Raw genomic sequence first — 14,051 nt, forward strand, 5'->3', positions numbered from 1 at the left:
GCTAAATGCCAATAGCTAATTCCACCTATCCATATAGGCAGTTGAAAGGTCAACCCGATAACGATCAGGCATTTTATCATTTAACATCCCTCCGGGTTCAACATAAGGGAAGATATCTTCATACGTTCTGATCTCATTCATAAACACACGACGATAAATATGTGAACGAGTAAGATCCCTGTAGTTATCAATACCAGCTGCTCCTATCAATTCAACAAAGTTCTTAACTGTTTCTGCATGATAATTCGCTACACGTTGTTTTTTATCATCAACCACTAAACCAACAGTTAATGATGGATCTTGAGTAGCAACTCCTGTCGGACATTTATTCGTGTTACATTGTAATGCTTGAATACATCCTACAGCCATCATCATTGCACGTGCAGAGTTACAAGCATCTGCTCCAATTGCGATAGCTCTTACAATACTGAAACCAGATAATATTTTCCCTGAAGCAATAATCTTGATATGATGACGGATATTGTAACCCACCAGCATATTATGCACAAAAGCCAAACCATCTAATAATGGCGCTCCTACATAATTTGAAAACTCTTGCGGTGCAGCTCCTGTTCCACCTTCACCACCATCAACGGTAATAAAATCTGGATAACAGTCGAGCTCGATCATGGCTTTACAAATACCGATAAACTCGTTTCCGCGACCAATACACAATTTAAAACCAACCGGTTTTCCACCTGATAGGTCACGTAATTGCTGGATGAATTTTACCAGTTCGAGTGGATTATTAAATGCAGAGTGAAACGGTGGTGATGCCACGGTTGTTCCTGGCTTAATATGACGAATTGCTGCAATTTCAGGTGTATTCTTAGTTGCCGGTAAAATACCCCCGTGACCAGGTTTAGCACCTTGGGAAATTTTAAGCTCAATCATTTTTACTTCCGGACGAGTTGCGTTCAGTTTAAATCCTTCTGCAGAGAAATTACCATTCTCATCACGACAACCAAAATATCCGGTACCAATTTGCCAAATTAGATCGCCACCTTGTCTTAAGTGGTGTGGGCTAACTCCTCCTTCTCCCGTATTATGAGCAAACCCTCCTATTTTGGCACCGCCATTCAAGGCCTCAATCGCGTTTGAACTTAAGGCACCAAAACTCATCGCAGAAACGTTTAACAAGCTTGAAGCATAAGGATGTTTACAATCCTTATTACCAATTACAACTTTAGGATTACGATCTAACTTTGTAAAATCTTTTGGCGCAATTGAATGACTCATCCATTCGTAGCCTTCAGCATAAACATCCATTTGAGTACCAAATGCCATTGAATCAACCTCGTGTTTAGCACGCTGATAAATGGTAGAACGATCAATACGGTTTATCGGGCGTCCATCGATATCAGATTCAATAAAATATTGGTAAAGTTTTGGTCTGAGCGCCTCCATCCAATAACGCATACGGCCAAAAACCGGATAGGTACGCATGATTGAATGTTTAGTTTGGGACATATCATAGATACCAAGGATAGTAAGTGCCACTATCACAATTAATGGAATGTACCAATTTACGTTTACAAAGGCACCTAAGAGTGCACATACAATAATACCTGCTATTGAACTAACTATAAATCCCTTTCGCATATTATTTACTTTCTTTTTTAACAGTTTAGACAAATTGCACTAAGGCCGACGTTTGTTTATTTTTTCAAACGGCAAAATTAGCTTATTCTATATGGAAAGAAAGTTTTTGAATAGTGATTCAAAACGAATGCTTCTAAAAAAGAGTAAATTATCACCTAAACCTGATCAAAATCATGAATTATTCAATAAAAAAGCTTTTGCTTACATTATTTCTCATATTTGTATGGAAAATTTAGCAACCCCTCAAAAGCATGCTTAAACTCAATAAGATTCACCATATCGCTATAATTTGTTCCGATTATGAAAAATCTAAATCTTTTTATTGTGATGTTTTAGGCCTAAGCATTATTCAGGAAACTTTTAGAGCTGAAAGAGAGTCCTATAAATTGGATTTGGCGTTGGGGAGTAATTACGTAATTGAACTATTTTCCTTTCCCGACCCTCCGGTTCGTCGTTCTTTCCCCGAAGCTTGCGGATTGCGTCACCTTGCATTTGAAGTGGATGATATAAAAAGTGCAAAGGAAGAATTAATATCAAAAGGAGTAACTGTTCAGGAAATAAGGATGGATGAACTTACCGGAAAGCAGTTTGCTTTTTTCGATGATCCGGATGGGTTGCCACTTGAGATTTATCAAAAGTAGGCAAATAAAAGATCTGCCGGGTTTTACCCCGGCAGACCTGCAATCAATTATTACAACTATAACTATAGAACCCACTTACCAGCCAGAATAAGCAGGTTAACTAAATAGAATTATTTACAAGTGTAAATGTAGGAGGTTACAGAGGTGTCTGTTCCAACTTTTGAAGTTTCTTTGGTTACTTGTTTATCACCATTAATTTCGTAGGTGTATTCAATAGAATTAGAGCCACCCTCACTAGTGTGAGTTTCTTTTTTTACCAAATTTTTAGAGCCTTTACCCAGGAAGAATCTAATATTTGATCCTGAACCTCTGTTATCTTCTTTATCCGTATAGTACTCGTAGGTACTGTTAGAAACAGATGTGAATGGCATATCTCCAAGTATTTCATTGGTATTTTTTGAAGCAGTAAGATTACCCCCGGTGTACGTATTTTCGGTGGTTAAACGCGACTTAAAAGGTCCAGGGTTTTCAGGATCAGTACTTGTTACGGTTGTTTCCATTACTGATTTAGCCAAGTAACCTGCTCCATCGTATTGGTAAGTTACCACAATTACACCTGTGTAAGTAAAGCCATCTTCTTCGTAGGTTTCGGTCCACTCACCTTTAGAAGCATAACCATTAGCTCCAATGGTATAAGTAAATTCACCTTCTTTTGAATTATCGTCATCAAAATTGGTTACAACTACCTTATCTGTATTATACGCAATCGTTGAGTATTCATCTAATTTTCCGGCATCATCAAAATCTGAAACTTTAGTTAAGCGGTTCTTTGAGTCATACTCGTACTTAATTTCAACATGACCATCACCATCATTTTCCTGTGTAATCAAACAGGTTTTTCCTCCAGGATTTGGATTTGGATTTGGCCCATCACCATCATCATCATTTGAACATGAACCAGCTATCAATAAAAAGCTTAGAGTCAGTGCAGAGAGTGTAATTTTAGAAGTTTTCATTTTTGTGATTTATTTTATTTTAGTTATTAATGTTTCATATTATAATTCACGTAGATATCAGTTGACTGCGCTTAAATAGGTAGTCTGTTTTTGACGATAACAAAACTAAGTCAGCAAAAGCAGGTTCAATTAAGTATAAATACCTAATTTTCAAGATACTGATTAACAGTAATTACGCATCAATTGATAAAAATGCTACAAAAAGAAAATAAAATATTGATTACGTTCATTTAAACATTATCCGGCTTACTACCTTTGCAGTTCATTTATAATATATGAAGATCGTTTTTATGGGCACACCCGATTTTGCGGTAGCCTCACTTAATACATTAGTTGAAAATAATTACGAAATAGCAGCAGTGGTTACTGCACCTGATAAGCCGGCAGGGAGAGGTCAGCAATTGTCGCAATCGGCTGTAAAAAAATATGCAGTTGAAAAACAACTGAAAGTTTTACAACCCGAAAAACTTAAAAATGCAGATTTCCTTACCGAATTAAAGGCCTTAAATGCTGATCTGTTTATTGTTGTCGCATTCAGGATGTTACCTGAGGTAGTTTGGAATATGCCTCCAAAAGGTACTTTTAATCTTCATGGATCATTACTTCCGCAATACCGTGGCGCGGCTCCAATTAACTGGGCGGTAATCAACGGAGAAAAGGAAACGGGAGTCACCACTTTTTTCCTACAACACGAAATTGATACAGGGAACATTATTTTCAATGCTAAAACGGCAATTACAGATGAAGATAATGCAGGCTCAGTTCATGATAAATTAATGAAAATTGGGGCCAATCTTGTTCTGAAAACAGTTAGAGCGATTGAAAACAATGAAGTGAAACCAATTACGCAAGATTTGGTTATCGCTGATTTAGGTATATCTCCTGATGGACTTAAACACGCTCCGAAAATTTTTAAAGATGATTGTAAGGTTAACTGGAATCAGCCTACGGAGCAGATTTTTAACTTAATCAGAGGTTTGAGTCCCTACCCTACAGCTTTTACTGAGTTAGATGGACTCACTTTGAAACTTTTCACAATAGAAAAAGAGATCGTTCAACACAATGAAATGCCAGGAAAAGTGCTTTCCGACGGCAAGAAATTCCTAAAATTCACTACCCAGGATGGCTATATCAATGTTCTTGAATTACAGTTGCAAGGTAAAAAAAGAATGAAGGTGGATGAATTTTTAAGAGGCTATCGGTTGAGTTGAGTTTTTGAATTGCGGATTGCTTATTACGGGTTGCAGATTGCGGGTTACGGATTAAGGGTTGCGGATTACGGGTTGCGTGTTACGTGTTACGTGTTACGAATTCTTGAAAACCAAAGTTCTCTCAAAAAACCCGTAACACGTAACTCGGAACCCGAAATTTAATAATGCCCAAACAAAAACCCGTAACTCGAAACACGCAACTCGTAATCTCAAAAAAAAACTCGTAACACGTAACTCGGAACCCGAAATTTAATAATGCCCAAACAAAAACCCGTAACTCGAAACACGCAACTCGTAATCTCAAAAAAAAACTCGTAACACGTAACTCGAAACCCGAAATTTAATAATGCCCAAACAAAAACCCGTAACTCGAAACACGCAACTCGTAATCCCTAAAAAACTCGTAACACGTAACTCGAAACCCGAAATTTAATAATGCCCAAACAAAAACCCGTAACTCGAAACACGCAACTCGTAACCCCTAAATACGCAACTCGCAACCCGTAATTCAATTCGTAATCAATACTTATAAACTACGTTATTGATCTTAACTTCTGAGTAAGGCTCTTCAAAACCTAACCCTTTTCTGAAGGTAATCGTATGGTCTGCAATAGAACTATACTCCGGATAATCATATTGAAAGACCATAATATCATCTGTCTTTTCCAACACAAGAATCTTTAAATTATTGGGGCTATTAGGACTAGTGGTGCTATAAAATACATCTCCTTTTTTCTTATTGAAAGAAGCAATATGAATTTCTGAAACGAGAGCAAGTGGAGAATCAAAAGCTTGATAAAGGTTATTTTGATCATCAAGACGATAAAATTCACTCCAAGTAACATCACCTCCAACCAATCCATCAAAGTGGAAATATTCTTTTCCTCCTATGGTCACCTTTTCTTTTATATTATAAAAAGTGTGTTCACTAAACTTTTTGTAGTCTCCAATATGCATAGGAAAGAAACCCAAACTCTTATCAAAACTTGGAATAACTTTTTCATTACCCTTATCCTTTTTACAGGCAGATAAAGTGGTGATAGATAGAATAACCAGCGAATAAGCGATGATCTTTTTCATTGTAGTATTTTTAATGATAGATTAATCTTTTATCGCCTATACGTAGTTAGATTATCAATTGTTAATCAATTTCTTACTAAAAATGATCGTTCCTCTTTAATTGCCGATTCAACCAATCTATCTATATTTTGTATGGGTTCTTGCAATAAATAAACGCCAGTCCCTTTTTCTCTTGCGTAGGGATTGGTAACCTCTCCCATCTTCTTTACCGATTTAAATAGATGAAAAGCGTCTTCATCATTATTTCTAACGAAATCAATATAAATCATCGTTTTAAAGGTCGGGTTTGGTGGCATCCATAACATAAAACTGGCATTTAAACTATGAATCTCAGGTAAATTATATTGTTTGCGATAATGATGTAAGGCGCCTGCAAACCCATAATTGCCACAAAAAATGATTGTTTGTTTTTGTTCTTCAGGAGGTAATGAATGATAAACTTTTGCGGCTTTCTCTGCCATCTCATCCCAGCCAAACATATCTGCATAATCCTGTGGAAGTTCATGTACATTTCCATCTTCCCAACGAAACGGACTATCAATACCTTTGCTCACCATTTTATTCTTGTATTCGATCATTTTAGGTAGTGACAGATAGGGTACAGTTATGGGCAGTAACGGATACAACAGCAATAAAACACTAACAAGTAATGCCGGCCGGAACCAAAATGCAAGTTTCGATGAGGTAATTTTCTCAATAAATACTGCCCCACCAGCCATTACCATTGGATAAACCCCAATTGTATAATAACTTTTTCCGCTTGTAATAAGCAACAAAAGGATAACAAACAAAGCTGTAAGTCCAATTAGCTTATAACGTGACCGTGTAAAAATCAATGCATAAAAACCCAGAAGAACAACGGGTAGCGCCGTTATATTCATCAACAATTGATCAACAAAGAAATTGATCGGCTTAACATTTACCAATTGGGTTTCGCGCAGTTCCTTCATGTGATGGACCACCGGAAAATTATAAGAATATTGCCAAAATAAATTGGGAAGGAAAATCAGAAAAGCAATCAAAGCGGAAATCCAAAAGTACTTATTGATCAACAGCTTTCTTTCATTGGTAAACAACATCGCAACACCCATTGAAAAAATAAAAAATGCTGATGAATATTTGTTCATCATTCCTAAGCCAAAAGCTATTCCCAGGTAAATAAGCCATTTTGTTGTTCCTTCATTAATATAGCGGATCAATAAGTAGCCAAATAAAGTCCAGAAGAACACTTCAATAATCACGGGCTGGAATAACAAGCTTACCCTTAGAAATACTAAAGAGAATAAAACGGTAAAACATGCCAAAAATTCACCAAATCGCTTTGCTCCCATTTCGCGAGCCATTAAACCACTTAAGGCTACTATTGCAGCACCAAATAAAGTGGGAAATAACCTAACAGCCTCAATTGAGCTTCCCAATACATTGTTTACTATAAAGGCTAAAATTGATATAAACGGTGGTACTTCCAGATATCCCCAATCCAGGTGATCACCTTCAGCTAGGTATAGAAACTCATCTCTATGAAAACCATAATTATGATTAGTTAGCAAATGAATAAGCAGTTTAAGAACGACAAATGTTAGAATGATAGCATTTCGCTGTAGCCAGGTTGTTTGTTTGTTTTCCATTTTAATGATTGATCGATCACGAAAGATATTAATTTTTGCAGCAATATTATTAAGGCACATTACTTAAAATCGCGCTGGAAATAATCAAAAAAACAATGCTCTCAATAAATCGATAACGACACCCTTCCATTATGTCAATTACCCTGATACATCTACTCAATAACAGTTAACAAATTGATAATTATTAAATTAATCACTATATTAATTGTATACAATTTTTCTTACTATGAAAACATTTCTTCTATTTTTAGCCATGATATTTTTAACCGAGCCTATCTTACTTGCACAGATAGACACGCTTAGCAAATCTTCAAATTACGAATTGGGTGCTAAATACCTGAAGAAAAGCAAAAGTCAGAAGACCATCGGATGGGTTATGGTTGGAGCCGGAACTGCATTAATTATTGCAGGAGCTGCCACCAATTCCAGTTCTTCAGATACCGGTTGGGAAAGCTTAAATACAGATGTTAATCAAGGGATATTAATTACTTCAGGATGTCTTGTTGGTTTGGGAAGTATTCCATTATTTATAGCAGGAAGGAAGAACCGTAAAAAGGCAGAAATATATTTAAAACCTGCAACTGCACTTAATTACATACAACAGAAACCTGCGTACTCAGCCCAGTTAGGTTTAATTATTCGCTTATAAATAAAACTATAGGTAACTCGCAACACGAAACTCGTAGCCATAATCCACACTAAACAGAAAATCTGTTCAGCATTTCGGTAAGCATTTTTGAATAACTATTGAAGAAACGTTTCTCCTGAAAACCAACTACCCAACGGATTCCTTGAGTCGCATTAGTTAAAAATATTTCATCTGCATTGCGTAAAGCTTCTGGCTTAATCTTTACCTCATGCATTTTTAAGCCCGTATGCAAACCCATTTCCAAAATCACTTTGCGCATTACTCCCGCTACACAACCTTCTGTTAATGCAGGGGTGTAAAACTCTCCGTTCTTTACTAAAAACAAATTTGAACTTATGCCCTCTACCAAATACCCTTCATCATTCATCAGAATGCTATCGTCAATTCCCGAATTTTGTTTATGAATAGCTGCTAAAATATAAGGAAGACAATTGCTGGTCTTAATACCCGAAAGCGTATTGTAGTTTTTTCGAACATCCGGAAACACATCAATCAGTACCCCTTTTTTATTAGTTTCATAAACCGATTCGTCTGTTTTCTGCATTTCTACCACAAATAAACCATTATTGCTTTTGGGAGTATACAGACCCTCTCCTTCCCGAAAAACACTAAAACGGATCCGGGCATTGTCAAATATCTTATTGCTTTTGGCTAACTGATGAATTTGTTCATTTAAAAATTCAGCAGTGAAAGATTTATAGTTCTTGTAGCAAAGTGTTTTCATCCCTTCACGCAAACGCTCTGCGTGATAGCTTAAAAACTTCAACTCACCTTTTACCATTTTGATACTCTCAAAAAGACCGTCTCCATATCTGAAAGCACGGTTTTTTGTCGTAAATAAAGGCTCATTTTCAGTAAGTATATTCCCGTTATAATTAATAAAATGATTATGCATTTGTAGTTAAACAGCTTTAGTTCACGATAGTTACAGAGTAGTTATCATAATCAGTCTTCTAATTCTTCTTTTTGCGAAGCATACTTTCTCCATTTTTCTAAACCTTGCTGAAAATCTTCAGGAAGTTCAGTTTCAAAATGGATATATTCTTTTGTTGTCGGGTGAATAAAACCCAACGTTTTAGCATGTAAAGCCTGGCGAGGCAATAGTTCGAAACAGTTTTCGACAAACTGCTTATACTTTCCGAATACAGTTCCCTTTAGGATTTTGTCGCCGCCATAGGTCTCGTCATTAAATAACGGATGACCGATGCTTTTCATATGTGCACGTATCTGATGTGTTCGTCCGGTTTCAAGTTGACACTCAATCAACGTTACATAACCTAAACGCTCCAGCACTTTATAATGTGTTACACTCCATTTACCTTTTTCTTCAGTTTCATAAACATCTTGCACTCTGCGATCCTTCATACTGCGACCAATATAACCGGTTACGGTACCATCTTCCTTTAAATCACCCCACACCAATGCAGTATATTTTCGCGTAATGCTATGATCAAAAAACTGACGGGCAAGGTAGGTCATCGAACGCTCATTCTTTGAGATCAATAATAGTCCTGAAGTATCCTTATCTATCCGGTGAACTAAGCCTGGACGACCATCGTTTCCAGGTAAAGTTGGTAGTTGCTGAAAGTGAAACACCAATGCATTCACCAATGTTCCTGTATAATTCCCGTAACCCGGGTGAACTACCATTCCGGCAGCTTTATTCACTACCAAAAGGTCGTTATCCTCATAAACAATAGAAATCGGCAGATCTTCGGGATAAACTTCCGTATCGCGCGGCGGATGAGGCATCACGATGGAAATCACATCTGCAGGCTTTACTTTGTAGCTAGCCTTTATGGGTTTATCATTTACCAGTACATTATCTGCCTCAATTGCATTTTGAATACGGTTACGTGATGCATTTTCAATTTTATGCATCAAAAACTTATCAATACGCAGCAGCGACTGGCCTTTATCAACAACTATTCGCAGATGTTCATATAAGTCACTCGCGCCTTCGGGTTCATTGTACTCTTCTTCGCTAAATTGGTCGTTTTCCAACATGAGCGCAAAGATAATTGATTTAACATGTTGTGCGATTTAAAATAATTCAAAAAAAGCCTAACAGTGCATAATCAGTTTGATGAATTATTTTCTTCCGCCACTTTCAGCAGGACTCACTTTTTTCATGCAGTGTTTTATTTTAAAGGTATTCAAGAATGCTGCGCATGTTTTTCTTCAGCAAAAAAAGTAAGCAAAAAATGCTCTCGGCTCAGCCGAGAGACTGCGTACAGTTCTCCGACAGTTAATGCGAGTATTTAAATCATCTCTTCCGAACTGCACGAGGCGATTTTGGCTTATATGATAACTTAGGCTTTAAATTCACATATGTGTGGAATCAAATCGCACAACGGGTTGATTTAGCTATATAACTCATTCCTATCAGTAAAGAGCTTCTTCGCTTTTTACAATTAAGGAAAACTTAAAAACGGATAAGTCGTATACAATATACTAAACCAAAAACCATTAAAATTTCACCAAATCCTCAATGATTAATTTTTCATTTATGAACCAAACCCTTACTAAACTTTTCCTTTCTTCGTTACTATTTCTTTCAACATTCACAGCTGTTGCTCAAAGCGATATTGCTGAAATTGTTAAAGCCGGACCACAAAATGCCACAGCTTTAGCCAATGCCTATATTGAACCTGCCTACAAAGGTTTTGGGATGGGATTAAACAGTGGATGGTTTAACACCGCCAAGCCTCATAGTTTAGGTGGTTTTGACATAACCTTTACCGGAAATATTGCTTTTGTTCCTACTGATCAACATTCTTTTGATGTAAGAAGCTTAACATTAGATAACCGCTATATTCAGCCAACGGGGCCAAATTACACAGCTCAAACAGTTGTTGGTAAAGATGAAGAAGGAGCTCATTTTAACGTTTACAACCCTAATGATCCTATTACTGCCAGCAGAATACCGGTTGGCTCATTTAATATGCCGGGGGGAACTGGAATTGGTTTTGTTCCAACTCCTACAGCCCAAATCAATGTTGGTTTAATTAAAGGAACAGAAGTTTCGGTTCGCTTTATTCCTTCTTTCCGCTTTGATAGGGATGAGGGTAAAGTAAATTCATATGGATTCGGACTAAAACATGATATCAAACAATGGATCCCGGTTGTTAAAGATATTCCGTTTGACTTGTCAATTGCCGGATACTATTCATCCTTAAAATTAACCTATAACCAAGAGTTGAATCCTGATATGGGAACTACCCCCGAGAACAGCAATCTTCCAACCGACTTTTCCAATCAGCGTTTAGAAACCCGCTTTAATGCTTATAATATTAATGCTATTATATCTAAAAAGATCTCTGTGATTACTTTCTGGGGAAATGTTGGGTATAATCACATTCATTCAAAAATCGGTTTGTTTGGTAATTATCCAGTAACTACTCGTTTAGTTCCCACTCCGCAGTACACAGTTTATACCGATCCGGTTGTAATTGATAACACAAAAGGCAGTGGAGTTACTGCTCAGGCTGGTTTCAGACTAAAACTCGCATTCTTCACCCTACAAGGAAGCGGAAGCGTTGGTCAGTACCCGACTGTAAATGCAGGTTTCGGATTTAGTTTCAGGTAGAAAAATACTAATTTGCAGACTTTAAACAGCAGTGATAGTCTGTATATATACATAAACTTGTCATGTTGAGGAACGAAGCATCAGGTAGTTTTTAGTTAGTGCTGATGGAACAGATACTTCATTCGTCAACATGACAAACATTGATCTCAAAATTCAATCAATTTGCAACTCTCCATCCATAGTCCGGTTGAACCTATAGAAAATGAGCTATTTAGGCAGAAACAGATCGAAATTTTCATTAAACGTGATGATCTTATTCACCCGTTTATTTCGGGCAACAAATGGCGCAAACTGAAATACACCCTAGCAGACGCCCGAAGTTTGGATAAAACCCATTTAGTAAGTTTTGGCGGTGCATTTTCCAATCATTTACTTGCCTTTGCCTCCGCCGGGGCCAAATTTGGTTTCAAAACTACGGGTATCATCAGGGGCGATGAACCACGCGAATTAAACCATCAGCTTTTTCTTTGCAAACAATTTGGGATGAATTTCGTATTCGTTGCCAGAGATGCTTACAGAAATAAAGAACTGCTTTTTGAAGAATACTTTAAAAATGACCGCAATGCCTATTTTGTAAACGAAGGCGGTTCTGGCCCGTTAGCCCTGCCCGGATGTGCTGAATTACTGGATGAATTACATGAAACTTACGATCACATTTTTTTAGCCTGTGGTACCGGTTCAACCTTGGCAGGCATTGCTCAAGGCGCAATACAAAGAAATCTTAAAACTCAAATCAATGGCATTCCTGTTCTTAAAGGAGCTCATTTTTTAGAAAACGATATCAAAGCACTTATTGGCGATCAAGTTCCATTTACATTGCATTTTGATTACCACCAAGGAGGCTATGCGAAAACGAATCCTGAGTACCTTGAATGGCTTTCCAACTTTAACAGAACAGGCTTATTACTGGATCATGTATACACAGGAAAAATGATGAAAGCTGTTTTCGATCTGGCTGAAAATGATTATTTCCAACCCAACTCAAAAATCCTTACCATACATACCGGCGGACTCATCGGGTTGTTGGGATTGAATAAATGATTTCGGGTTTCGGATTAGATTATAAATTGAAGATTTAAAAGCAACCCTGAATTATTACGATCTTAACACTTCAAAACCAGTAATCTAAACTCAAGAATCCGTAACACGTAATCCGAAATCCACAATAAAACCCTACATACCAAAATTAATTGTAGTTCAAAAACCAACTTTAAACATTTTAAACCAATTTTTATTTCGGTACAAAAACCTTTAATAAAACATTATTTGGCGGTTTTCGAATTGTTTTTTAGATTTGAGAAAACCAATCTCTTATGTATCATTTGAAAATTACGCCTAATGATGTTCATGAAACATTAGGAAAACACATTTTGGCCGACGGCTTCGATTTGATCTTCGACATGCAGAAAAGTCACGGTTGCTACATCTATGATTCAAAATATGACCGTACGTTTCTCGATTTCTTTACTTGCTTTGCATCCGTTCCTTTAGGTTACAATCACCCTAAAATGGTAAACGACGAGGAGTTTAAGAAAAGTTTATTAATGGCTGCCATTACCAATCCTTCTAACTCCGATGTTTATACCCAACAATACGCTGAGTTTGTTGAAACGTTTAGCCGTGTGGGTATTCCATCTTATTTACCTCATGCATTTTTCATTTCGGGAGGTGCTTTAGCTGTTGAAAATGCATTAAAAACGGCAATGGATTGGAAAGTGCAGAAAAACTTTAAGAAAGGACATCGCGTTGAAAAAGGATTTAAAGTAATTCACTTTGAACAATCGTTTCACGGACGTTCAGGATATACATTAAGCTTAACCAATACACTTCCGGATAAAACCAAATGGTTTGCACAATTCGACTGGCCTCGAATAGTTAATCCAAAACTTACGTTCCCTTATACAGATGATCGTCATGAAGCCGTGATTGAAAGAGAATTGCTTGCCATTAATCAAATAAAACAAGCGTTTATTGATAATCCGGATGATATCTGCGCGATTATTATTGAGCCAATTCAATCGGAAGGTGGCGATAATCATTTTAGAAGAGAATTCTTAGAAAAACTACGTGAGTTGTGTGATGAAAATGATGCTTTACTCATATATGATGAAGTGCAAACGGGTGTTGGTTTAACCGGTAAATTCTGGGCTCACGAACATTTTGGTGAAAATGCTCGTCCTGATATTTTAGCTTTTGGTAAAAAAATGCAGGTATGTGGAATTTTGGCGGGAGGAAAAGTTGATGAAGTTGAAACCAATGTATTTAATGTTCCTTCGCGTATTAATTCTACCTGGGGTGGTAATTTAGCCGATATGGTTCGTTCAACTAAAGTGCTGCAAATCATTGAGGAGGATAATTTGCTTACCAATTCAACAATTGTAGGTAATTACCTGCACGAAAAGCTATTCAATATTGCTGAACATTCTGCTATTGTTTCAAACGTAAGAGGACGCGGCTTAATGAATGCGTTTGATTTTCCAACTAAAGAAATGCGTGATAAATTTATTAAACAGGGCATGGAATACAATACCATGTTCCTAGGCTGTGGCGATCGCTCTATACGCTTCCGTCCGGCATTAATGATGGAGCAAAAACATATTGATGAGGGAATGGAAACTGTTGTAACCATCCTTAACAACATGTAAACATACTTACTAAATGGTAACCCCGTTCCGATTAAACCGGATACGGGGCT

General features: G+C 37.0%; 13 protein-coding genes. 7 read left to right on the forward strand and 6 right to left on the reverse strand.

The genetic code is table 11. From position 1 onward, the window contains the following. Positions 1 to 15: 15 nt before the first annotated feature. The gene (locus SOLCA_RS11865; RefSeq protein WP_014680695.1) at positions 16 to 1,602 is read right to left on the reverse strand and encodes an FMN-binding glutamate synthase family protein; all 1,587 of its coding nucleotides are present in this window, start codon (positions 1,600 to 1,602) and stop codon (positions 16 to 18) included. Between the two features lie 91 nt (positions 1,603 to 1,693). Here SOLCA_RS11865 and SOLCA_RS23175 point away from each other — a divergent pair, with 91 nt between their 5' ends. Both SOLCA_RS23175 and gloA2 read left to right on the forward strand, forming a co-directional pair. Further along, positions 1,694 to 1,861, forward strand: coding sequence for a hypothetical protein (locus SOLCA_RS23175; RefSeq protein WP_014680696.1), 168 nt, complete (start codon positions 1,694 to 1,696; stop codon positions 1,859 to 1,861). Beyond that, positions 1,854 to 2,243: an SMU1112c/YaeR family gloxylase I-like metalloprotein gene (gene gloA2, locus SOLCA_RS11870; protein WP_014680697.1), complete on the forward strand. Its 390-nt coding sequence runs from the start codon at positions 1,854 to 1,856 to the stop codon at positions 2,241 to 2,243. The genes SOLCA_RS23175 and gloA2 overlap by 8 nt, the downstream gene beginning before the upstream one ends. Before the next feature lie 110 nt (positions 2,244 to 2,353). Here gloA2 and SOLCA_RS11875 read toward each other — a convergent pair whose 3' ends face one another. Further along, positions 2,354 to 3,199, reverse strand: coding sequence for a DUF4595 domain-containing protein (locus SOLCA_RS11875; RefSeq protein WP_014680698.1), 846 nt, complete (start codon positions 3,197 to 3,199; stop codon positions 2,354 to 2,356). A gap of 275 nt (positions 3,200 to 3,474) precedes the next feature. On the opposite strand from SOLCA_RS11875, the gene fmt reads away from it, so the two are divergent. Beyond that, positions 3,475 to 4,410 (forward strand): methionyl-tRNA formyltransferase, encoded by a 936-nt coding sequence (gene fmt, locus SOLCA_RS11880; protein ID WP_014680699.1) that lies wholly within the window; start codon positions 3,475 to 3,477, stop codon positions 4,408 to 4,410. A 519-nt stretch (positions 4,411 to 4,929) separates the two neighbouring features. On the opposite strand, the gene SOLCA_RS11885 is transcribed toward fmt, so the two are convergent. Together SOLCA_RS11885 and SOLCA_RS11890 are read right to left on the reverse strand one after the other, a co-directional pair. Then, on the reverse strand, positions 4,930 to 5,490 hold the full coding sequence (locus SOLCA_RS11885; RefSeq protein WP_014680700.1) for a hypothetical protein: 561 nt from the start codon (positions 5,488 to 5,490) through the stop codon (positions 4,930 to 4,932). A gap of 65 nt (positions 5,491 to 5,555) precedes the next feature. After that, complete coding sequence (locus tag SOLCA_RS11890) at positions 5,556 to 7,118, reverse strand: glycosyltransferase family 39 protein (RefSeq protein ID WP_042481206.1); 1,563 nt, start codon at positions 7,116 to 7,118, stop codon at positions 5,556 to 5,558. 226 nt (positions 7,119 to 7,344) lie between these two features. On the opposite strand from SOLCA_RS11890, the gene SOLCA_RS11895 reads away from it, so the two are divergent. Beyond that, positions 7,345 to 7,767 (forward strand): hypothetical protein, encoded by a 423-nt coding sequence (locus SOLCA_RS11895; protein ID WP_014680702.1) that lies wholly within the window; start codon positions 7,345 to 7,347, stop codon positions 7,765 to 7,767. Between the two features lie 49 nt (positions 7,768 to 7,816). Here the strand turns inward: SOLCA_RS11895 and SOLCA_RS11900 are convergent, their stop codons facing one another. Both SOLCA_RS11900 and SOLCA_RS11905 read right to left on the reverse strand, forming a co-directional pair. Continuing rightward, positions 7,817 to 8,662: an aminotransferase class IV gene (locus SOLCA_RS11900; protein ID WP_014680703.1), complete on the reverse strand. Its 846-nt coding sequence runs from the start codon at positions 8,660 to 8,662 to the stop codon at positions 7,817 to 7,819. Positions 8,663 to 8,712: 50 nt separating this feature from the next. Further along, positions 8,713 to 9,774 (reverse strand): RluA family pseudouridine synthase, encoded by a 1,062-nt coding sequence (locus SOLCA_RS11905; RefSeq protein WP_014680704.1) that lies wholly within the window; start codon positions 9,772 to 9,774, stop codon positions 8,713 to 8,715. Positions 9,775 to 10,276: 502 nt separating this feature from the next. Between SOLCA_RS11905 and SOLCA_RS11910 the strand changes: the two genes are divergently transcribed. The 3 genes from SOLCA_RS11910 to lat all read left to right on the forward strand — a co-directional run bounded on the left by SOLCA_RS11910 (position 10,277) and on the right by lat (position 14,001). Next, positions 10,277 to 11,356 carry a DUF6588 family protein gene (locus SOLCA_RS11910; RefSeq protein ID WP_014680705.1) on the forward strand — a complete coding sequence of 360 codons (1,080 nt, stop codon included), beginning with the start codon at positions 10,277 to 10,279 and terminating at the stop codon, positions 11,354 to 11,356. Between the two features lie 162 nt (positions 11,357 to 11,518). After that, entirely contained in the window at positions 11,519 to 12,397 is an 879-nt protein-coding gene (locus SOLCA_RS11915) for a 1-aminocyclopropane-1-carboxylate deaminase/D-cysteine desulfhydrase (RefSeq protein WP_014680706.1), read from the forward strand. Positions 12,398 to 12,669: 272 nt separating this feature from the next. Beyond that, positions 12,670 to 14,001 carry an L-lysine 6-transaminase gene (gene lat / locus SOLCA_RS11920; protein WP_014680707.1) on the forward strand — a complete coding sequence of 444 codons (1,332 nt, stop codon included), beginning with the start codon at positions 12,670 to 12,672 and terminating at the stop codon, positions 13,999 to 14,001. Positions 14,002 to 14,051: the final 50 nt, after the last annotated feature.

Source organism: Solitalea canadensis DSM 3403, from assembly GCF_000242635.2.
Taxonomy (GTDB): domain Bacteria; phylum Bacteroidota; class Bacteroidia; order Sphingobacteriales; family Sphingobacteriaceae; genus Solitalea; species Solitalea canadensis.